The organism is Rhodococcus sp. YL-1 (assembly GCF_001942025.1).
GTDB lineage: Bacteria > Actinomycetota > Actinomycetes > Mycobacteriales > Mycobacteriaceae > Rhodococcus_F > Rhodococcus_F qingshengii.
Genome location: NZ_CP017299.1, coordinates 1,713,546 through 1,734,589, shown reverse-complemented (window position 1 = coordinate 1,734,589; position 21,044 = coordinate 1,713,546). Strand labels below are relative to the sequence as shown.

General features: G+C 64.0%; 20 protein-coding genes. 5 read left to right on the top strand and 15 right to left on the bottom strand.

Annotated features, from left to right (window positions below; all coding sequences use genetic code 11):
- Nucleotides 1–12 precede the first annotated feature (12 nt).
- The 5 genes from BH682_RS08175 to BH682_RS08155 form a co-directional block, all read right to left on the bottom strand.
- The gene (locus BH682_RS08175; RefSeq protein ID WP_003941969.1) at nt 13–1,575 is read right to left on the bottom strand and encodes a uroporphyrinogen-III synthase; all 1,563 of its coding nucleotides are present in this window, start codon (nt 1,573–1,575) and stop codon (nt 13–15) included.
- A gap of 60 nt (nt 1,576–1,635) precedes the next feature.
- A complete protein-coding gene (gene hemC / locus BH682_RS08170; protein WP_075832647.1) occupies nt 1,636–2,610 on the bottom strand; it encodes a hydroxymethylbilane synthase in 975 nt (324 codons plus the stop codon).
- Complete coding sequence (locus tag BH682_RS08165; protein ID WP_003941867.1) at nt 2,607–3,968, bottom strand: glutamyl-tRNA reductase; 1,362 nt, start codon at nt 3,966–3,968, stop codon at nt 2,607–2,609. Before BH682_RS08165 ends, hemC begins: the two co-directional genes overlap by 4 nt.
- Nucleotides 3,965–4,852 (bottom strand): redox-sensing transcriptional repressor Rex, encoded by an 888-nt coding sequence (locus tag BH682_RS08160; protein ID WP_007735314.1) that lies wholly within the window; start codon nt 4,850–4,852, stop codon nt 3,965–3,967. The genes BH682_RS08165 and BH682_RS08160 overlap by 4 nt, the downstream gene beginning before the upstream one ends.
- A 140-nt stretch (nt 4,853–4,992) precedes the next feature.
- On the bottom strand, nt 4,993–5,253 hold the full coding sequence (locus BH682_RS08155) for a glutaredoxin family protein (RefSeq protein WP_003941953.1): 261 nt from the start codon (nt 5,251–5,253) through the stop codon (nt 4,993–4,995).
- Nucleotides 5,254–5,453: 200 nt separating this feature from the next.
- Between BH682_RS08155 and BH682_RS08150 the strand changes: the two genes are divergently transcribed.
- On the top strand, nt 5,454–6,452 hold the full coding sequence (locus BH682_RS08150; protein WP_075832645.1) for an HAD family hydrolase: 999 nt from the start codon (nt 5,454–5,456) through the stop codon (nt 6,450–6,452).
- Between the two features lie 39 nt (nt 6,453–6,491).
- On the opposite strand, the gene BH682_RS08145 is transcribed toward BH682_RS08150, so the two are convergent.
- From BH682_RS08145 to BH682_RS08115, 7 genes are all read right to left on the bottom strand, one after another.
- The gene (locus BH682_RS08145) at nt 6,492–7,529 is read right to left on the bottom strand and encodes a lysophospholipid acyltransferase family protein (RefSeq protein ID WP_007735315.1); all 1,038 of its coding nucleotides are present in this window, start codon (nt 7,527–7,529) and stop codon (nt 6,492–6,494) included.
- Nucleotides 7,526–8,659 (bottom strand): NAD-dependent epimerase/dehydratase family protein, encoded by a 1,134-nt coding sequence (locus BH682_RS08140; protein ID WP_075832643.1) that lies wholly within the window; start codon nt 8,657–8,659, stop codon nt 7,526–7,528. Before BH682_RS08140 ends, BH682_RS08145 begins: the two co-directional genes overlap by 4 nt.
- 217 nt (nt 8,660–8,876) lie before the next feature.
- The gene (locus tag BH682_RS08135; RefSeq protein ID WP_003402602.1) at nt 8,877–8,978 is read right to left on the bottom strand and encodes a 30S ribosomal protein bS22; all 102 of its coding nucleotides are present in this window, start codon (nt 8,976–8,978) and stop codon (nt 8,877–8,879) included.
- A 244-nt stretch (nt 8,979–9,222) separates the two neighbouring features.
- Complete coding sequence (locus tag BH682_RS08130) at nt 9,223–9,459, bottom strand: helix-turn-helix domain-containing protein (RefSeq protein WP_003941845.1); 237 nt, start codon at nt 9,457–9,459, stop codon at nt 9,223–9,225.
- Nucleotides 9,460–9,585: 126 nt separating this feature from the next.
- A complete protein-coding gene (gene proC, locus BH682_RS08125; protein WP_075832641.1) occupies nt 9,586–10,401 on the bottom strand; it encodes a pyrroline-5-carboxylate reductase in 816 nt (271 codons plus the stop codon).
- Between the two features lie 34 nt (nt 10,402–10,435).
- Nucleotides 10,436–11,281 carry a thioesterase family protein gene (locus BH682_RS08120; RefSeq protein ID WP_075832639.1) on the bottom strand — a complete coding sequence of 282 codons (846 nt, stop codon included), beginning with the start codon at nt 11,279–11,281 and terminating at the stop codon, nt 10,436–10,438.
- Entirely contained in the window at nt 11,278–11,916 is a 639-nt protein-coding gene (locus BH682_RS08115; protein ID WP_075832637.1) for a MerR family transcriptional regulator, read from the bottom strand. Before BH682_RS08115 ends, BH682_RS08120 begins: the two co-directional genes overlap by 4 nt.
- A 150-nt stretch (nt 11,917–12,066) precedes the next feature.
- Between BH682_RS08115 and BH682_RS08110 the strand changes: the two genes are divergently transcribed.
- The 4 genes from BH682_RS08110 (at nt 12,067) to BH682_RS08095 (ending at nt 18,082) form a co-directional block, all read left to right on the top strand.
- Nucleotides 12,067–12,690, top strand: a complete 624-nt coding sequence (locus tag BH682_RS08110) for a TetR/AcrR family transcriptional regulator (protein ID WP_003942051.1) — start codon at nt 12,067–12,069, stop codon at nt 12,688–12,690.
- Between the two features lie 155 nt (nt 12,691–12,845).
- Nucleotides 12,846–14,312, top strand: coding sequence for a wax ester/triacylglycerol synthase domain-containing protein (locus BH682_RS08105; protein WP_003941881.1), 1,467 nt, complete (start codon nt 12,846–12,848; stop codon nt 14,310–14,312).
- A gap of 3 nt (nt 14,313–14,315) precedes the next feature.
- Nucleotides 14,316–16,652: a glycerol-3-phosphate 1-O-acyltransferase gene (locus tag BH682_RS08100; RefSeq protein WP_075832635.1), complete on the top strand. Its 2,337-nt coding sequence runs from the start codon at nt 14,316–14,318 to the stop codon at nt 16,650–16,652.
- A complete protein-coding gene (locus BH682_RS08095; RefSeq protein ID WP_003941905.1) occupies nt 16,649–18,082 on the top strand; it encodes an HAD-IB family hydrolase in 1,434 nt (477 codons plus the stop codon). Before BH682_RS08100 ends, BH682_RS08095 begins: the two co-directional genes overlap by 4 nt.
- Here BH682_RS08095 and BH682_RS08090 read toward each other — a convergent pair.
- From BH682_RS08090 to BH682_RS08080, 3 genes are read right to left on the bottom strand one after another with little or no spacing between them, the layout of a single operon-like run.
- On the bottom strand, nt 18,062–18,946 hold the full coding sequence (locus tag BH682_RS08090) for a sugar phosphate isomerase/epimerase family protein (protein WP_003941889.1): 885 nt from the start codon (nt 18,944–18,946) through the stop codon (nt 18,062–18,064). The genes BH682_RS08095 and BH682_RS08090 overlap by 21 nt on opposite strands.
- Nucleotides 18,947–18,953: 7 nt before the next feature.
- Nucleotides 18,954–20,072 carry a hypothetical protein gene (locus BH682_RS08085; protein ID WP_075832634.1) on the bottom strand — a complete coding sequence of 373 codons (1,119 nt, stop codon included), beginning with the start codon at nt 20,070–20,072 and terminating at the stop codon, nt 18,954–18,956.
- Nucleotides 20,072–21,022 (bottom strand): Ppx/GppA phosphatase family protein, encoded by a 951-nt coding sequence (locus BH682_RS08080; protein ID WP_003941975.1) that lies wholly within the window; start codon nt 21,020–21,022, stop codon nt 20,072–20,074. Before BH682_RS08080 ends, BH682_RS08085 begins: the two co-directional genes overlap by 1 nt.
- Nucleotides 21,023–21,044 lie beyond the last annotated feature (22 nt).

The following is a 21,044-nucleotide window of genomic DNA, read 5'->3' as shown; positions in this document are numbered from 1 at the left end:
CTCACGGGTGCGCTAGCGCCTTCGAGACTTCTTGCGCGGGGGCGGCAAAGCACCTTCGGCGCGCAGACGAGCAGCATGCTCGGCGAGAGCCTCCACCAGCGGTCCCACCTGCGAGGTCTCGGGCTGCACGTCGACGCGCAGACCGAACTCGATAGCGGTTTCGGCCGTCTTCGGGCCGATGCACGCGACCAACGTGCGGGCGTGCGGCTTGCCGGCGATGCCGACGAGGTTGCGCACGGTCGAGGACGAGGTGAAGCAGACGGCGTCGAATCCACCGGTCTTGATCATCTCGCGGGTCTCGGCCGGCGGCGGCGCTGCCCGGACGGTGCGGTAGGCGGTGACGTCGTCGATCTCCCAACCGCGTTCGCGCAGGCCCTCTGCGAGGGTTTCGGTCGCAATGTCCGCCCGCGGCAACAGAACCCGGTTGACCGGATCGAAAACGTCGTCGTACGGGGCGAATTCGGCCAACAGGCCTTCGCTGGACTGCTCACCGGTCGGGATCAGCTCGGGGTTGATGCCGAACGAGCGCACCTTGGCTGCGGTTGCTTCACCGATGCAGGCGATCTTCACACCGGAGAAGGCGCGAGCGTCGAGGCCGAACTCTTCGAACTTCTCCCACACTGCGCGAACAGCATTGGTGGAAGTGAAGACGACCCACTGGTAGCGACCGTCGACGAGTCCCTTGACCGAACGCTCCATCTGAGCCGGGCTGCGAGGCGGCTCGACGGCGATGGTCGGAACCTCGATCGGGATCGCTCCGTGAGTGACCAGACGGTCGCTCATCTCGCCGGCCTGATCCTTGGTGCGCGGCACGAGGACGGTCCAGCCGTACAGAGCGCGCGATTCCCACCACGACATCTTGTTGCGCTGCGCGACAACCTTGCCGACGGTGACGATGAGCGAGCCCACCAGTTCGGATCCGGCTTCGTTGAGCGTCGCGAGAGTTGCCTCGACGGTTCGCTGCTGACGAGTGGTACCGCGGACGGTGATCGCAGCAGGCGTCTGCGGGGCCAAGCCGTTCTCGACCAGCGCGCTGGCGGTCTCGGCGAGATGTCCGGACGTCGCGTGCAGGACAAGCGGTCCCGGTGCAGCGGCCAGAGCAGCCCAGTCGACTTCACCGCGAACGTCGGCCTCGGTGTGACCCGAGCCGAGCGCCATGCCGGCGTAGCTCGGCACAGCCGAACCGGAAGGCAGACCCGGGAGAACCTCGAACTGAACCTGCGTACGGGCGACTGCGGTGACCTCTGCGATCACGGAATCCGTGGTCAGCGGGTCGCCGGAGACCAGACGCACGACGTCGTGGCCGTTCTTGGCCTCGTGCACCAATGTCTTTGCAACCTCGGCAGGCTCGCCGAGTGCCGGACGCACGTCCGCGATCAGCTCGCCGGTCTCCTCGTCGCGGCCCATGTCGATGCCGACGAGTGCGACGACGCCCTTGTCGACATCCGGATCGGTGAATGCCATTGCGGCGCCGGTGAGGACGTCACGTGCGCGAACGGTGAGCAGGGCGGGGTCGCCCGGTCCCGATCCCACGAACAGGATCCGTCCGGGAGTGTTCTTTCGGACTCGGGTCATCGGTGATTCTCCAGTGCGCTGTATCGAAATGGGAACTTGGTGCAAGTGCAAAGTGGGGCGTCAAACATCGGCTGCCTCGCCTGTAGTCACGTTCATCAACTCGCGGGCGCCGAGTTCGAGTAACTCGCGCGCTACCGCTCGGCCGAGTTCCTCGGCCTTGTCCGGCGCACTCACGGCGCCGGTACGGATGACGTCCGAACCGTCGATGGCGGCTGCGCAGCCGCGTACCGACAGTTCGTCGAAGATTCTGCCGTCGTCGTCGAGGGATTCGACGATCTCCGCGATCGCTCCCACCGGAGCGGTGCAGCCGGCTTCCAACTCGGCGAGCAGGGCGCGCTCGGCCGTAACTGCCGCCCGGGTACCCGCGTCGTCGTGCTCGGCGAGGATCGCCGCCAATTCCGCATTGGCAGAAAGGCATTCGACGGCCAGAGCACCCTGCGCCGGAGCGGGGAGCATCTGCACGGGCTCGATGTTCTCGGTGATGAGATCGAGCAGACCGATACGAGACAGGCCGGCGCGAGCGAGGATCACGGCGTCGAGTTCACCGGATTCGACTTTGCCGAGACGGCGCTGCAGGTTGCCCCGCAACGGCACGATGTCGAGGCCGAGACCGAGTGCCTTCAGCTGCGAAACACGGCGCGGCGCGGAGGTTCCCACCTTGGAACCGGCCGGAAGCTCCCCGAGGACCAGACCGTCACGGGCGACCAGCGCGTCACGCGGATCTTCGCGTGGCGGAATCGCCGCGATGACGAAACGCGGGTCCTGCGCGGTCGGTAAGTCCTTGTAGGAATGCACCGCAACGTCGACGCGGTTGTCCAGCAAGGCTTCTCGAAGCTCTGCCGTGAACACTCCGACGCCGATCTTCTGGACGGGATCGGTGGACTGGTCGCCCTTGGTCTTGATGATGACCAACTCGGCGGGATGTCCGGCCGCAATGAGGGCATCGCGCACGGTACCGGCTTGCGTGGTCGCGAGAAGACTTCCGCGAGTGCCGATCCGCAGCGGGCTCCCCGATCGAGGGGTGGTGACGCTCATGCCTGCAGGTCCCTTCCAGTGCGGTCGCCGTCCACCAGATCGGTGGGTGTGGCCACGGCCGCGGGAGATCCGGGGCTGAGTTCGAAGAGTTCGCGCAGCGCTGCTGCGTAGGAGTCGCCGCCGGGGGCCGACGCCAGTTGCTTGACGCGCACGGTCGGGGCGTGGAGCAGCTTGTCCACGACGCGTCGCACGGTGCGTGCAACCTCGTCGCGCTGCGGATCGTCCAGGCCGGGCAGACGCGAATCGAGTCGCATCAGTTCGGCTTCGACGACGTCGGCGGCGCGCTGACGCAAAGCCGTCACGGTCGGAGTGACCTCGGCGAGGCGCTGTCCGGCAAGGTAGGTCGCAAGCTCGCCGGCGACGATGGTGCGTGCGGCATCTGCGTCGGAGGCGGCTGCGCCCGCCGCTGGATCACGCTGCAGCGTCTCCATGTCGAGAACGGTCACACCCGGCAGGCCGGCGACGGCGGGATCGATGTCGCGCGGCAGCCCGAGGTCGCAGATGACGAGGTGCTTGGTGTTGTCGCGATCGGGCTCGGCGAGTGCGCGGTGCACATCCGCCAGGGTGACCACTGCCCCGACCGCGCCGGTACAGGTGACCATGACATCTGCCTGCGCCATCGCGGCCGAAAGCTGATCGAAGGCAACACCGTCGGCGTCGACGCCGTTGGAGCGTGCCGTCTCTGCCAGGTGCTCGGCGCGTTCCTGTGTCCGGTTGACGACGACGATGCGTGCGATTCCGGCGCGGGTGAGATGCGCAACCGACAGACCGCCCATCGAGCCTGCACCGACAACCACGGCAGTGCGGCCGACCAGGCCGCCCTCACCGATGATGCCCGCTGCACGATCGAGAGCCACGGACACGACTGATGCTCCGGCGGAGTCGATTCCGGTTTCGGAATGCACTCGCTTGCCGACGCGCAGTGCCTGCTGAGCCAGTTCGTGGACGACGCGTCCGGCGGCCTGCTGCGCATCCGAAGATGCGTAGGCCGAACGGATCTGGCCGAGGATCTGCTGTTCGCCGATCACCATGGAATCGAGGCCGCTGGCCACCGCGAAGAGGTGCTCGACGGCTGCTTCGCTGTAGCGGACGTACGCGTGAGCGTGCAGCGCTGTCAGGTCGAGACCCGAATGGTCGGCCAGGATTTCACCGACCTCGGTGAGTGCACCGTGGAACGCGTCCACCACCGCGTAGACCTCCACCCGGTTACAGGTGGAGACGATCATCGCTTCGGAGATGTGCGAAGACGCCAGAAGCTTGTCGATCAGCTTCGGACGATCGGTGTCGGTGACAGCTACTCGCTCGAGCACCGGGACGGGCGCGGTTCGATGCGAGACCCCGACAAGCAGAACACTCACGGCGCGATCACTGATCCGTTTCTTGTCGAACCTGCTCCGACCGGAGCGGGTGAACTGGTGGATGGGACTGACGAAGCGGATGCGGCGTGAGCCACTCGTACTCGCGGCGCGCTGGATGCCTGATCGGCATTGCGCGCACTGTTGAAGGAGAGAACCTGCATCTCGACGGCTAGATCTACACGTCGCAGTTCCACGTGATCGGGAACGTCGAGGGCGATCGGCGAAAAACTCATGATGCAGCGCAGCCCGGCGCTGACGAACTGGTCGCACACGCCCTGAGCTGCCTCGTCCGGTGTGGAGATGACGCCGATGGTCGCATTCAGTTCACGGCAGGCGACGGTCAGTTCCTCGGTGCTGCGCACGACGAGATCCCCGACTCTGCTTCCGATTCGATCTGCATCACTGTCGAAGAGTCCGACCATCTCGAAACCGCGGCGGCTGAATCCGCCGTAGCCGACCAGCGCCTTACCGAGGTTTCCGACTCCGACGAGAACGACCTTGTGCCCACGATCGAGTCCGAGTGCACGCTCGATGCGGATGCGGAGCCTGTTGACGTCGTACCCGACGCCGCGGACACCGTTGGGGCCGAGGAACGACAGATCCTTACGCAACTTCGCTGATCCGACACCTGACGCCTGCGCGAGTTCCTCGCTCGAGACGATGGAGGTACCCCGGTCGGACATCACTCCGAGGACCCGCAGGTATGCGGCCAAGCGCGTCACCGTAGCCTGGGGGATGACGCGATCCTGAGCGATCGGGTCGGTAACCGAGGCGCTGGAAGCGTCGGTGACGGAAGAGCCCGCAGCGCCGGTGACGCGCTGAGCCACAGGCTCATGCGTCTGGTGCGGTTCGGTCACGTCGCTGGCTCCTCGTCCGGTCGACACGACTGTCGACCTCCACGATGCTCCGGGGGAATGTTCACACCACGGTAACCGCTTGTGAACCCATGCACAAAGTTGCTCGAGACGGGTTCGATGTGCCGTTCACCTGCAAAGCGGCTCCGCGGACAACTTTGAGGGTTGCCTTACTTGCGTAAATCGTCACGAAGGCGCTCCTCGTCGACTTCCCAGTAACCGTGCTCGCGTCCGTCGAGAAGAATGACGGGCAATCTGTCTCCGTACTCCGCTCTCAGCTCTGGATCCGTCGCGGCAGCTTCGTCCACGTCGATGCACGTCAATTCCAGCTCGAACTCGGAACAGACCCGTCGCAGGACCTCCGCCGCGCCGACGCAGGACGCGCATCCTGCGCGTGTCAACAGGGTCACTTCATGCGTAGCTGCAGTCATCGACGCATACCTTTCTTCTACGGGGACGCCATCTACTTGATCGGTCGAGTGTGCCTCCGGAGCCCCACTCGGTACCAAATCGGCGGAGAGGAACGTCACACACCACAGGGAAGGTCACCATCCAACCCATCGGGCCTCATCGCGGAGGATAGGCTGACTCGAAGAGTTCTCTGCTCGAGAATGCAACACGGGAGGTGCGGGTGCCTGCGCGATCACTACCGAACGGCTCCGGATTCGGATCAGGGCTTGCCGGGGTCATTCTCCCCGGACGTCGCCACGTGAAGAATCCGCTGGGCCCGAGTGAGTCGGAAGTTCGAGCCAATCTCGCCGGCGAGGCGAGCGCTGACGCAGCTCTGGCATTGCACGAAGCTGCCAACCCCACAGAACCGGAAGCCGGCGGCGAAGAGCCCCCGGCCGTTCCGCGCGACCTCACGGCCGCCGCATTCTTCGACGTCGACAACACCATGGTGCAGGGTGCGTCGATCATCCACTTCGCCCGTGGTCTCGCTGCACGAAAGTATCTCAAGACCTCGGATCTGGTGGATTTCGCGTGGAAGCAGATCAAGTTCCGAGTCACCGGCCGAGAAAGTAGTGACGACGTCGCCGAAGGCCGCGAGAAAGCACTGTCCTTCGTGGCCGGTCGATCCACCGCCGAACTCGCCCGCCTCGGCGAGGAGATCTACGACGAGGTCATCGCCGACAAGATATGGCCAGGCACGAGGGCGTTGGCCCAGATGCACCTCGACGCCGGACAACAGGTGTGGTTGGTGACGGCAACTCCGGTCGAACTGGCTCAGGTCATCGCCGAGAAACTGGGATTGACCGGCGCCTTGGGCACTGTCGCCGAGAGTGAGGACGGCGTCTTCACCGGCCGACTCGTCGGCGACATCCTGCACGGCATGGGCAAGGCGCACGCCGTACGGACGTTGGCGGTGCGTGAAGGACTCAATCTCAAGCGCTGTTCCGCCTACTCCGACAGCCACAACGACGTTCCGATGCTCTCGTTGGTGGGGACACCGGTGGCGATCAATCCCGACGCAGATCTTCGTGAACTCGCGAAGAACCGCGGGTGGGAAGTTCGCGATTTCCGCACCGGACGAAAGGCCGCCAAGATCGGCGTACCGACGGCGCTGGTGCTCGGAGCGGTCGGCGGGGCGCTCGCGGCAATTCTCGCCAGGCGCAAAGAACAGAACGCCTGAGCGGGTTCGGTCCGGATCGAGCAGCGATCCGGACCGAACTCAGCCGAGAAAGACGTTGCGACGCTTGGCCAACAGTCGATACAGCGTCTGCTGAATCGTTTCTCGGACGTGGTCCGTGACCTCGAACAGGACCATCGGATCGTCGGCGGCACCGCTCTCGAAGGTATCGGTGACGATGGGCTTTCCGAACTCGATGTACCACTTCGACGGCAACGGAACCAGGCCGAGCGGCCCGAAGTGTGGAAACAGCGGTGTCACCGGGAAATACGGAAGACCGAGAACGCGTGCGAGTGTGGTGAGATCACCGATTTTGGGATAGATCTCCTCCGAACCCACGATCGAGCACGGAATGATCGGAACACCGGTTCGCATTGCGGCCGACACGAAGCCACCGCGCCCGAACCGCTGCAACTTGTACCGCTCACTGAACGGTTTCCCGATGCCCTTGAATCCTTCCGGGAACACGGCCGCGACTTCACCGTCGTTGAGCAGACGCTCGGCGTCGGGGTTGCAGGCCAACGTATGACCGGCTTTGCGCGCCAGTCCACCCACCACCGGCATCTCGAATGCCATGTCCGCAGCCAACATTCGCAGTGGACGATGCGCTGGATGGTGATCGTGCACGGCAACCGACGTCATCAGTCCGTCGATCGGGATCACACCGGCGTGGTTGGCGACCACAAGCGCTCCCCCGGTGAGGGGAATGTTCTCGATCCCACTGACCTCGACGCGAAACCACTTCTCGAACAACGGGCGCAACATCGGCATGACGACGTTGTCCGCGAAATGCGGGTCGAACCCGAACTCGTCGACCTCGTAGTCGCCGGACACCCGACGTCGGAGGAATTCTGCTGCCGAGGCGATCTGGTCGACGATCGCCGACCTGGCAGAATCGACGAACGTGCTCTCACCGCCGTGGTCGGCCGCCGAGGACACTCCGGACGGATGCCGGCGCTCACTTTGTTCACGGATGTCACGCTCTGCACCGGTGACGGACTCACGCGAACGGGAAGTTGCCGACTTTCCGGTGTGAGTTGCGCTGGGCCGCAGGGGAATTACCTTCGCCACGTCAGTCACCCCTTCACCGCACTTCGTCCCGACAGCGGCATGTGCATCACGTCTGCACTTGTTGCCGCCGCGGCGGCGTCACCGCCGAGGATGGTGGTCAACGCATTCTCCGCCCGATCGATCCACTCGGACTTGATGATCCGGCGCGTCTCCATCGCACGCATGAAATCGTCGAGTGCTTGCATGGTGGTCCATCGCGGCTCGAACCCCAACTCGCTGCGCATGCGAGTGGTGTCGAGTCCGCAGCCGAACCGGAAGTACTCGAGTTGCTCGTCGGTGTACAGCCTCATGGACGACCCCACCAACGCGCTCCCGACGCTGCGGAACAGAGCGAGCGGCATGGGAACTTCCACCCTGCCTGCCCGGCGGATCGCCTGCGACATCATGACCACTCCGTCGCCGGCGATGTTGTACGTACCCGAAGCGTGTCCGATGGTCGCCTTCTCCAGCGCCGCGAGGGCATCCTCGACGTGGAGCAATTGCAGGCGCGCGTTGCGCCCGACGATGGTGGGCACGAGTGGGGCGGTGACGTAGTGCCCGACGGTTGCAGTCAGCTGAGGTCCGATCAACGGCGCCAACCGCAGAATCCCGACCGAGATGTCCGGGCGCCGACGCCCCATTCCGCGGAGGTATCCCTCGATCTCGAGGCTGTCGCGGGCATATCCGCCCGGCGGCCGGCGGCGCGCACTCATTTCTTCGGTGAACTGAGCGGGATCCTTGGCACTGCACCCGTAGACGACCGAAGCCGAGCGCAGGACCACCTTGCGAACCGTCGGAGCTTTCTGGCAGACCGCGAACAGTTGCATGGCGCCGATGACGTTCATGTCCTTCATCGCGGCGCGGCTGCCGGCTTTGGGGGCTTTCTGAAGCGTCGACGCGTGCACGACGGTGTCGACCTCGGCGTTTCGGATCACTTTGCCGATCAGCGGATTGCGGATGTCTGCTCGCACGAATTCCGCGCGGCCCATTCTGCGCATCATGTCCTTGCTCGGACTGACGGCGTCGACGGCGATGACACGCTCGATCGACGGATTCTGCGCAAGCCTGGTCACCAGGTAGCCGCCGAGAAATCTGCTCGCCCCGGTCACCAGTACGACGCGAGGCGTCGTGCCCCCTGAAGTGTTGTCACCTTCAACCACCAAGTACCCCCATATCCAGTAGAAACGCGCTCTGCCGAAGCGTCCCTCCCGCGATTTTCCCCCACTTTACGGGCAGAGGGGGTCCCGCGCTGACTACCCAAATTTCGGCCATTCAAGACAAACCGCCCAGCCAATGAGACGTGGCACACATCGCTTCCCCCCGAATATGCTGATGCCCGCCACCCCGGAAGGGGTGGCGGGCATCAACAGGTACTGCTTATTTACCGAGTTTCCTGCGCTGTACTCGGGTACGACGAAGCAGCTTGCGGTGCTTCTTCTTCGACATGCGCTTGCGACGCTTCTTGATCACTGAACCCATAGCGGGTGTCCCTCACGTTCTTCTCTAGCGTTCCTGCGCACGCCGGTCACGTACGCCTGCGCCAAGCAATTGGCGCCTGGCCCTCGTTTTAACTAGCTCAGCGCCTTACGACACCAGCTTGCTGGTACGACAGTGACTCATCGTACCGGTGTGGAGTCACTCGGCATAAACCGAGCCTCCGGCACAGCAACCGCTGTGCCCACGACTCGGCTCACGCCGAGGTCATCCTCTTCGAACCGGCTGGTCAGCCGGCATCGAAGTACGAGGTTTCGAGGTAATCGTGTACTGCCTTCGCATGTACACGGAACGAACGGCCCACTCGTACAGCAGGCAATTCGCCACTGTGTACCAACCGGTACACAGTCATTTTCGACACCCTCATCAAAGTTGCTACCTCAGCAACAGTGAGGAATTGCGTGCCGGCCACTGCCGGCTTTCCGTCGTGGGACGAACCCATGGACGGCTTGTTTGCAGACACCATTAATCCACATACCTCCAGCACGACTCGCGCCGCCGGCTTCCCCTCCGGCGGAACAGACACGTACGTACTAAGTCGAGCTTAGCTGTACTGGTGGGGTTAAAGCGACGGGTGTGGCTAAACGGACGACTAATCCGCAGCTGCACCCATCGCGGCCGAGCGCGACTTGGCGGCATCCAAGGCATCGAAGAACGCCGTCCGCAGGCCGCCCGCTTCGAGCTGACGCAGTGCCGCAGCCGTCGTTCCGCCCGGTGACGTCACCGCGGCGCGAAGATCCGTCGCGCTGTCGCCGGTGCGATCGAGCATCGCTGCGGAACCGACCATCGTCTGCACCACCAATTCGGTAGCGACCGGGCGCGTCAGGCCGAGACCGACTCCCGCGTCGATCATCGCTTCGGCGACCAGAAAGAAGTAGGCCGGGCCGGAACCGGAGACAGCCGTGACCGCGTCGATCTGCGATTCGGGAACCGTGACCACCTTGCCGACGCTGCCGAGGATGCCGCGTACGAGCTCGAGATGCTCGGCCTTGACGTGCCGTCCGGGCGAGAGCACGCTCACGCCCTCCCCGACCAACATGGGGGTGTTCGGCATGACGCGGATGACCGGGAACCCTGCGGGCAGACGCGTTTCGAAGAATCCCGTCGAGATTCCCGCCGCAAGGGAAACGATCAATTGTTCGAGGTCGCCGTCCAGATCGACCTTCGTCAACGCCGTGAGCGCTGACTCGACGTCGTTCGGCTTCACCGCGATGACGATGACGTCCGCACCCTCGGCGGCATCGGCGACCGTGCTGACCCGGATGGAGTATTCGGCGATCAATTCGTCTGCGCGAGGCTGATACGGCTCGGCGACGACCAGATCCTTGATGGCGTGGCCGGCCTGCAACAGCCCGGAGATCAGCGCCTCGCCGATCTTGCCGCCACCGATAATCGCAATTCTTGTCATGGCGAACAGCCTGCCACGACCGCAGCGATCGACCCTAGCGGGGCATCATCGCCAATTGACGACTCTGGACGACGACTGCGCCCGTCGAATCGAGAACAGCATGATCCTCTTCGAACCACGTGCTGCCCAGAACATCCGAGCTCGCCCGCACGCGAAGCCATCCCGGCATCGGCAGTCGGCGCAGGTACGTCGTCAACTGCACGGTCGGCGCCCACCCGAACAGGCCGCGGTTCATCGTCACCGGCGCGCTGATGTCACCCGCCATGATCGCGAACAGCACAGCGGTGTCGAGGTCGTTTTCGTCCTCGGGTCGAGGACGGACCCACATCCTGACCTCGGCCTCGCCTTGGCTGCCGGTCAGGAAGTGCGCCGAGGTGGTGTCGATTCGCATGTCGCAACCCTGGCCGACATGCACGACCTGCGCCATCGGGTGATCGCCGATGACTGCCACCGCACTCTCCGGCGGTTCCGGTGACATGTCGTCGATCGACGAGGCCGTGACGAAGGTGGGGTCGCCGTCATCGGGGAATCCGAGCGTGACCGCCGCGCGAACAGCGCTGCGGCCCGCCTGGCTCAACTCGACGTCGAACAACGCGACCTGGCGTCCCTGCTTTCGGACGATCACCTCCAGTTCGACTTCACCCGGATCTGGGGCCGACAGATAGTTGGCGCTCACCGCGAGTGGCTGCATCTTCAGAAGCGAGTCGTTCTCACCTGCGCCGTCTCGCAGACATCGACGCGCGGCCGCGGCGCACACAGCCATCATGGAGCCGCCGTGCACTTTCGGCCCGATGGTCCAGATCGAATCGATCGTTGCGGTGTATCGCCCGTCGCCGAGCGAGGTGAGGCGATTGAGATCTTGAAAGGGACTGGTGCTCATCGATTTTCCTGTTCGGTGCTTTCTCGGTGTTGCGGGAAATGTCGTGCGGCCAAGTCTTGGTGCGCCAGGCGTCGCAAAGCTGTCAGGACGGGTTCGTACATGGCGGTTCCGAGGACCGCATAGCGAATGCCGTCCTCGGTCGAACTGGTAGGCATCAGCTCGATTTCCACTTCGGCAATCCCTCGGATGTGGTCGCCGTAGGCGCGCAGGCGCTCGTCCGAGAGACTCAGTCCTGCATCCTCGAGGCCGATCAGTGCCCGCTCGAGGTGCGCGACCGCCACGTACCTCGGCTCGAAGACCTGACCGAGAAACTCCAGAACCTTGCGAGCTCTGGGGAACTCTGGATCCGGTTCAGGTTCGACGTACGGGGGTAGTTGCGCGATTGCGCGGCCGAAAGTCTCGAATTCGGATCGCTCGTCACTGTCCACCAGTTCGAGCACCGCGCGAATCCGTGGAATCGCGAGTCCCGCCCCGGCCAGGGCCCTGACCAACGCGAGTCGCCGGACGTGCTGTTCGCCGTACCTCGCTCCCGTTGCGCTGGTCGGCTCACCAGGCATCAGCAGACCTTCACGGAGGTAGTACTTGATAGTGGCCAGTGCAACGCCGGACTGTGCGGCCAGTTCGGAAACCTTCACCGCTCCTCCGTCCAACTCGCTCGACCCATTACTGGATAGTGATGCTATCCAATGGGGGCCGAGCATCGGTAAGGAGGACACGCCTTGCGCTAGGGTTGAACCTTCTTTGCGCACACCACCAGAAATTTCCGAACGGAGCGAACAGGCGGAATGACGGATTTGCAGTCGGAGGCTCAGCCCGACGAACAGTGGCGCATCGTGGAACCACTGACGCTGACTCCCCTGCTCACCGCCGCACTCGAGGTGTTCCACGAACTCGGTTACCACGGAGCGTCGGTTCGTGACATCGCAAAACGTGCCGGTGTCACCGTGCCGACGCTGTATTACCACCACGGCAACAAACAGGGCATCCTCGTCGCGCTGATGGAACCGGGCATCGAGAACGTCACCGCACGCGCGAGCGCTGCGGTCGACGCTGCCGGACCGTCGCCGACGGCACAGTTCGGCAATCTCGTCGAGGCGTGCGTTCTGCACATGACCAGTCGCTCCGACATAGCCTTCCTCGATTCCGAACTGCGATACCTCGAGGACGCGGAACGAAAGAGCTACGCCGCCAAGCGAAAGAAGCTCGAGAACCTACTCGTCGACGTACTGACGGCAGGCGTCGAGAGCGGTGAGTTCACGGTCCCGGACATCACCGGAACGGGCCGTGCGCTACTGGGAATGTGTCAGTCCGTCGTCCTCTGGTATCGACTCGACGGACCGCAGACTCCGCGCGAAGTCAGTGTTCTCTACCGCGAGATAGCCCTGAAAGCCGTCGGCGTCACTTCTTGAGCACTGAACTTCCCGGCATGTCCGATTAGCCCTTAACTGACGAACGTCACACCTGTCGGCTGACACCGAAACCGGGACGCGCCCACGGTCGCGGGTCCACACTTAGAAGCAGAGATGCGCGGGGTGGATCCGCAGACCGAGGGAGTTCTTGACGTATGGCCAACAGCAATCCATTTGTTCCTCCTAGCGCGGTCGACGTCGACCTTTCCGCGGTCGCCTGGGGGGCGAACCGCACGATGTCCGACTTCGAGACTGGAATGTGGCGGATGGAAGAGGCGCAGCCGCAACTGCGCTCACCGATCGTTGCGGTGGAGGTTCTCGATCGTGCCCCGGACTGGGATCGACTTCTCGACGCAGTCGAGTGGGCATCGCACGTGGTTCCGCGTATTCGTATGCGAGCAGTGGAACCGGCAATGCAGCTGGGCAATCCGGTGTGGTCCGTCGATCCCGAGTTCGACATCGGCTACCACCTACGACGCGTCCGCTTACCTGCACCGGCGGACTTCGATCACGCACTGCGCATGTGTCGTCACCTTGCGACGGAACCTTTCGACAAGGCTCGACCGCCGTGGAGCGCGCTGCTCATCGAAGGTCTCGACGACGGTCGCGCCGTGTTCGTGGTCAAGACTCACCACTCCATCACCGACGGCATGGGCGGCATCCAGATGATGACGCTCCTGCACAGCAGACGCCCGGACCCCACTCCGAACAAGCCCGACCGCACACCGCCTGCTCCTGAGCATCTGTCGTCGGTGGGCGCCTTCGGCGAGGAGGTGGTCAGCGAGATCCGGCGTGCGCCCTCGCGTATCGCCAAGCTGGTCCGTGGTGCCACCAATGTTGCGACCACGGCGATCTCGAGTCCGATCACGACAGCTTCCGAGGTCCTCGGTTACGCCAATTCACTCCGCAAGATCGTCACTCCCCCAGCTCGTTCCGGTTCCCCTCTGCTCCACGATCGTGGTCTCGGACGGTGGTTCGGAACTCTCGAAGTGGGTGTTCCCGAGCTCAAGGCCGGAGCAAAAGCTGCCGGCGGCTCACTCAACGACGCGTACGTCGCCGCTTTGCTCGGCGGCTTCCATCGCTACCACGAAGCCTTCGGACAATCCGTCGAGAGCATCCCGATGGGTATGCCGATCAGCATGCGTACGGGCGCGGATGCCAACGGCGGCAACCGGTTTGCAGCCGTTCGCTTCAACGGCCCGGTCGCCGAAACGGATCCGGCCAAACGCATCAGGCAGGTGCGAGAGATCGTTCTGAGTCTGCGTGAGGAACCGGCGTTGGACGCTATCGACGTCGCCGCCCCGATCCTCGCTCGCCTGCCGAACTATCTACTCGCGAACTGGTATCTGTCCCAGTCGACAGGACTGGACCTGCAGGCGAGCAACGTCGCCGGCGTACCGGTACCGGTCTATCTCGCCGGAGCGAAGATCGAGCGGATGTTCCCGTTCGGCCCGGCGCCCGGTTGCGCGGCGATGGCGACACTGGTCTCCCACGTCGGGGTGTGCTGTATCGGAATCAATCTCGACACCGCCGCGATCACGAAGCCCGCGCTGCTGATGCAGTGCTTGCAGGAGAGCCTGGACGAGATCGTCGCTCTCGGAGTCACAACGGAAGGTGCGTGAGTCATGAGCGAGAACACGACCAACCCGCGCGTGTACCTCACCGAAACCATGACAGAGGCCGAAGCCGGCGTGCTGCGAAAGTGGCTTGCCGACAAGGCAAGCTCATCCGAAACTCGGCCGGTCACCGTCAACATCACCGACAAGACCCTGGCAGAACTGGCGGCACGGACCGACGACCCGATGCTCGCACCGCTTCGCGTGGTGTGGATTCCGGACACCCATACCAAGCACAACGTCGCGGTGCGACTACGTGATGCGCTGGCACCACGCGATCCTCTCCACCCCGGACGCGGTGCACAACGCAGAACCCTGCGCACCGACCCCTCTCGGTGCCAGGTCATCGAAGGTGAACCCGCACCACTGAGCGATCTCGAGCGTCGCCTCGAAAAGAGCGGTGGCGGTTCGCTACCGGAGTTCATCCGACGGCAGGCCGCTCTGGCACTCGAACGCGCCGAATTGGGCCTACTGGGTGGCCAGTACAAGGTGTCACGGTTCGTCGTCGACGAGATCACCGACACCCGCCGATTCGCCACCGAGGTCATGGCTTTGGCCGACCGGTTGAACATCGCCGTCGCCGAAGTCGATCGCCGCGCACGTGAAGCTCTCGAAGAAATGGTTGCCACCCAGAGTCGCCAAGCCATCGCGGTGTGGGATCGCCTGGGCCGCTACTTCGCTCGCGCCTACAAGCTGGACGTGGACACGAGCCGCTTCGAGGAACTCCGTGAGCTGAACAAGGAACACTCACTGGTCTTCCTCCCCAGTCACCGTTCGTACCTCGATCCCCTCGTCCTGCGTCCGGCGTTGATCGCGAACGGCTTGCCGCTCAATCACGTCATGGGCGGCCTCAACATCAGTTTCTGGCCCATGGGCTCGATCCTCAAGCGCAGCGGCACCGTCTTCATTCGTCGAAGCATCGGCAACGACGAGGTCTACAAGTGGTCGATGCACGAGTACATGCGCTATCTGCTGACCAAGCGCTTCAATCTGGAGTGGTACATCGAAGGTGGACGCGGACGTACCGGGAAACTACGCCCGCCGCGCTTCGGTCTCCTGACCTACCTGACCAAGGCATTTCAGGTCAGCGGAGCGTCCGACGTGTACCTCGTCCCGGTTGCGCTGAGCTACGACCAACTCTACGAGGTCGGGGCCATGGCTGCCGAGGCGCTCGGCGCCGAGAAGACACCGGAAGGCCTGCGCTGGATGGTGGGTTACGTACGCGCCCAGGGAAAACGCAACGGTGTCGCGCACGTGACCATCGGCCGGCCGCTCTCACTCGCGGACGCACTCAGCCAGGAAACCGATCAGCGCCTCGCCATTCAGAAGGCCGGCATCGAGGTGTGTCACCGCATCAACGAGGTCACCCCGGTGACCGTGTCTTCACTGGCGATGTTGGCGTTCCTCGGAATCGAAGACCGGGCGTTGACAGTTCGTGAACTCACCGCGATTCTCACGCCGCTGTTCGGCTACATCACCGCGCGAAATCTTCCGATCGCCGGCGACGTCGAACTGTCCGATCCGCGTGTCATCGAGAAGGCATTGCAGACACACGTCGATTCCGGGGTGCTCGAGCGCTTCGATCGGGGCGGCGAGCAGGTCTTCTACCTCGGCAAGGACCAGCATCTTGTCGCTGCCTTCTACCGCAACAACACGATTCACTTTCTTGTCGTGCGTGCCATCACCGAACTCGTACTTCAGGCAGCCGTCGAAGAACGGTTCGAGGACCCCATCGGGGACGGGTGGGCAGAGGCCAAGCGCATCCGAGATTTGTTGAAATTCGAGTTCTTCTTCAGTGACCGGGACACGTTCGAGCAGGAGATGCGGACCGAGCTGACGCTGATCGACCCCGAGTGGGAAACCGTCATGGCCGACGACAAACGAACCGAGCACATGATCGAGACGGTTCGCCCGTACCTCGCGCACCGCGTGCTCCAACCGTTCCTCGAGGCGTACCAGGTTGTCGCCGATCAGCTTGTGCTCGCGCCGATTTCGACATCGTTCGACGAAAAGTCGTTCATCAGCAACTGCATCGACGTCGCACATCAGCGTCGACTGCGGCAGCAGATCGCCAGCAACGAATCCGTCTCCGGCGAATTATTCTCCACCGCACTGAATTTGGCGCGCAACCGTAACTTGATCGAAGTCGACGACGACGGAGTCCGGGCCAGGCGCCTGGCATTCGCTGCCGAGATCAAGGTTCAGGTCGAGCGCCTGCGTCACCTTCGCGCACTCGCGCATGCACGACTCGATCAGGTGGCGATGCCGGTACCGGACGCCGCCGCGGTAGTGACCATTCCAGAAGCAAACCGAGCGCCCGCCGCGAACGAGGAAGTAGGACTGTGACCGGACTCGAGCGTCTGCACTCCGCCATCGAAGCCGCCCCGCCCGGGCCCGGAACGATCGCCGCCTTCGACCTCGACGGCACCTTGATCAGCGGGTACTCGGCCAGCGTTGTGTACCGAGACCGCCTGCGACGCTTGGATATCAGCGTCGGCGAACTCTTGCGCACCACCGGTGCCGCGATCGACACCCAATTCCGCGGTGCTGACGTCGGAGCACTCATGGACATCGGCGTTCGAGCCTTGGGCGGCCGTACCGTCGAGGAACTCAACGACTGGGGCCGACGGCTGTTCAAGCAGGAGATCGCCGCGATGATCTACCCGGAAGCCCGCGGGCTACTGGCGGCACACCGGCGAGCCGGCCACACGATCGTGATGGCTACGTCGGCGACTCCGTTCCAGGCCAAGTACGTCGCCGAAGATCTCGACATCGAAGACGTGCTGTGCACCGAGCCCGAAGTCGTGGACGGCATGCTCACCGGCGAACTGTCTTCGCCCGCACTGTGGGGGCCGGCCAAGGCCAATGCCCTTGCAGGCTATGCCGAGAAGATGGGCGCCGATCTGAAGAACGCGTTTGCGTACTCCAACGGTGTCGAAGACGTCTTCATGCTCGAGGCCGTCGGGCGACCTGTCGCGTTGAATCCCGATCGTGGTCTGGCCAAGATCGCGTTGCGCAATCACTGGCCTTCGGTCAGCCTGCGTAAACCGCAACGAGGCGCAACACCGATCTCCACGATCCGAACGGCGACGGCCATGGGCGCGCTTGCTGCCACCGCCGCCCTCGGTGCGTCGGCAGGCATTGTCACCGGGAACCGTCAACTGGGTGCGAACCTGGTCGGCACGTACGGCCCCGACATCTCGCTCTCACTGCTGGGCATCGACGTCGAGATCGACGGCGAGCACAACGTGTGGGATCACCGCCCGGCGGTGTTCATGTTCAACCATCAGAGTTCCCTGGACATGTTGGTCCTGGGCACCGTGATCAAGCGTGACGTGACCGGCGTCGCGAAGAAGGAAGCGGCAAGCGATCCGCGGTTCATGCCCGTCGGTGCACTGCTCGACGTCGCCTACATCGACCGCACCGACACCACGAAGGCGAAGGCTGCACTGCAACCGGCAGTCGACAAGCTGAAGAATGGTGTCTCGATAGTCATAGCTCCGGAGGGCACCCGTTCTCCGACGCCACGTCTGGGCCCTTTCAAGAAGGGTGGATTCCACTTGGCGATCCAAGCCGGTGTGCCGATCGTGCCCGTGGTGATTCACAACGCGGGTGAACGGATGTGGCGCAATTCGCTTGTCGCCCATCCAGGCCCGGTCTATGTCTCGGTGCTCGATCCCATCTCGACCGAAGGCTGGGAGACCAAAGACCTCGACGCACACGTCGAGAAGGTACGCGCGCAGTTCGAAGCTGCGCTACTTGCCGGCCACCGCTGAGCGTGCCAGGTGCTCGCGTGCAAACGCGAGCGCCTGCGCCAGCATCGACGACCGCTCCCGCCGGGTGCGCGCGTTCTGCGTGTTGATCTCGATGACTGCCTGGCCGCTGAATTCGCTCGCAGCCAATTGCTGACACAACTCCGCGCACGGCTGTGAGCCGTGCCCCGGAATCAGGTGCTCGTCCATCGACGCCCCGCGACCGTCGGCCAGGTGCAGGTGCTCGAGCCCCTTGCCCATACGGGAGGCCAACTCCAGGGCATCCATGCCCGCCGTCGCGGTGTGCGACAGGTCGAGTGTGTAGTGAGCATGATCGGAATCGGTCGGGTCGTACGACGGACTGAACGCGGACAACGCTGCCCCTGGACCGCCACGTTTACGCAGACGCTCCGCGGACTTGTCCTTGCCGCCGAAGAAGCTGTCGGCGCGCATGGGGAACATGTTCTCCACCGCCACCACGACGCTGCTCTTCGATTCGAGATCGACAACCTGTTCCGCGAAGCCTTCGGCGTACTTGCGCTGCCACCGGAACGGCGGGTGGACGACCACCGTCGTCGCTCCCAAGGTTTCGGCGGTGCGCACCGAACGCTCGAGTTTCTCGACCGGATCGGAACCCCACACGCGCTGCGAAATCAGAAGACACGGCGCATGCACGGCCTGCACCGGAATGGCGTACTTGCGAACGAGGGCGGCAACAGCACCGACGTCCTGACTCACGGATTCGGCCCACACCATCAGTTCGACACCGTCGTATCCGAGATCAGCGGCGTAGCGAAATGCTGCTTCCGTGTTCTCCGGATATACCGAAGCCGTCGACAGGCCGACGGCTATCGGCCGACGAACCATGCGCTGCGATCCCCCGATCATCGTCCGATCAACCCGAGGTCAACAAGAACGCCAGTGGACCGAGCGTCACGATCATGCCGACGACCACCGCGATCACGAAACTCGTGATGTCGTCCGTCTTCCGCAGAACCCGCACGACGGCAACCAGGCCGACGATCACGATCAGCGCGAGCACCAACGCCACCCACGGCAGCATGTCCCACAGCTTCTCGAAGCCCTTGAACATCGCGCCGCCGACGATCAGTGCAACAACCACCTGAGCGGCAAGCACTGCCCATTCACGGATCGAGTTACGCTCGCCTGCCTCTTCCGCTGCCGGTTCGGCTTCGACATCGGACTCCGCGGCGGCACTGGTCTTTTTTGCACCGTCATCGACAGCCGGCGCCTTGACCAGATCGACCACGGCGGTGGATTCGGCCTCGCCGGCATCCGCGTCTGCGATCTTGTCGATCAGTTCGGTGCTCTCTTCCGGCGCGGCCGGAGCGGGAGCGGTCTGTGCAGGTGCCTTGGCGACGGGAGTGGGGACACGCGGCGGCAGGATCGGCGGACGCAACGACGGCGACTGCGTTGCGGCGCGCTCCTGACGCATCAGGTCGCCCGCCAGGGTCTGACCCGACAGCAGGGCTGGTTCCTGCGTTACCTGCGTCGGTGACGAGGAGTTGAGCGGTGCCCGGCTCACCCACTGCCCGGGCGAGGACTTCGAGGTCTGTCCCGGCGAAGGTGTGGAAGTCGGCTTCGGAGTGGTGACCGGCGGCGCAGCAACCGGCTTCGACTCACCCTTGGGTGCCTGCGGCTCGTCATCGTCATCGTCGTCGTCGAACGAGACGGCGAAGGCTGCGGTGCGATCGGCGGGAACCTTCGGTGCCGGTTCGGCTGACTTGGCGGTTTCCGCGACAGCCTCGGCCGGCGCTGAAGGTGCAGAGTTTTCCGGCGCAGCGGCTTCGGGCCGGGCTGCTGGTTCGTCGGACTCGGGCTCGGCGGCCGCGCGCGATCCCGACTGGCGAACGATCGGGATCTCACCCGTCAGTTCGGCGACGGAGATGCCACCGGCTACGCCGCGCCGGCGTCGTCCACCTCGGGATTCGACGCTCTGACCGTTCCGCTTGAGCAGTTCCGCTACGGAAATCTGCTGACTGTCCTCGGTCATCAAGCACTCACCACCAATTCACCGCCCATTTCTGTGTCGAGCTTTCGCAGAATCAGACCCTCACGCAGTGCCCAGGGACAAATTTCCAGTTCGTCCACTCCGAGCGCCCGCATGGTTGCCTCTGCGATGAGCGCGCCGGCCACAATCTGCTGTGACCGATCCGAGCTCACTCCTTCCAATTCTGCACGGTCCGCCGCCGTCATCCTGGATATGAAGGCTATGAGTTGCCTGAGTCCGCTGGAAGTCAGGGTCCGTTTTGCCCGGGGGCCTGCGGCAGAAGGGGCCGCGCCGGTGAGCCGAGCCAACGATCGGAAGGTCTTCGAAGTCCCGACCGTGCGGTCCCAGTCGCCGGCGGCGCGCAGTTCCTTGGCTGGTCCGACCAACTCCGCGTCCAGCCAGTCGCGCAACACAGCGACCCGGCGCTTGCCCGGCGGATCGGCCTGTAGCCAGTCGCGCGTCAACCGTCCGGCACCGAGTTGCAGTGAGAAGGCGACGTCCGGATCCTCGTCACCACCTGCGGTGAGTTCCAGCGAGCCGCCGCCGATGTCCAGGTTCAGGATGCGTCCGGCGCTCCAGCCGTACCAGCGGCGCACGGCCAGAAAGGTCAAGCGGGCTTCGTCGACCCCGGAGAGAACCTCGAGGTTGACTCCGGTCTCGGCGCGGACGCGTGCGAGTACGGCTTCGGAATTGTTGGCGTCACGGACCGCGGAAGTGGCAAAAGCCATCATTTCCTCGCACCCGGACGTCTTGGCGATACCGGCGAATTCGGAAACCGTCGAGACCAACCGATCGGCTCCTGACGTGGTGATATCGCCGCGGTCGTCGGTGTTCTCTGCCAGCCTCAACGTGGACTTGGTCGAGCTCATGGGTGTTGGGTGGCCGCCCCGATGGGCGTCCACAACCAATAGATGGACGGTATTGCTTCCGACGTCGAGTACCCCTAGTCGCACATCGCCACGTTACTGGGTCTAC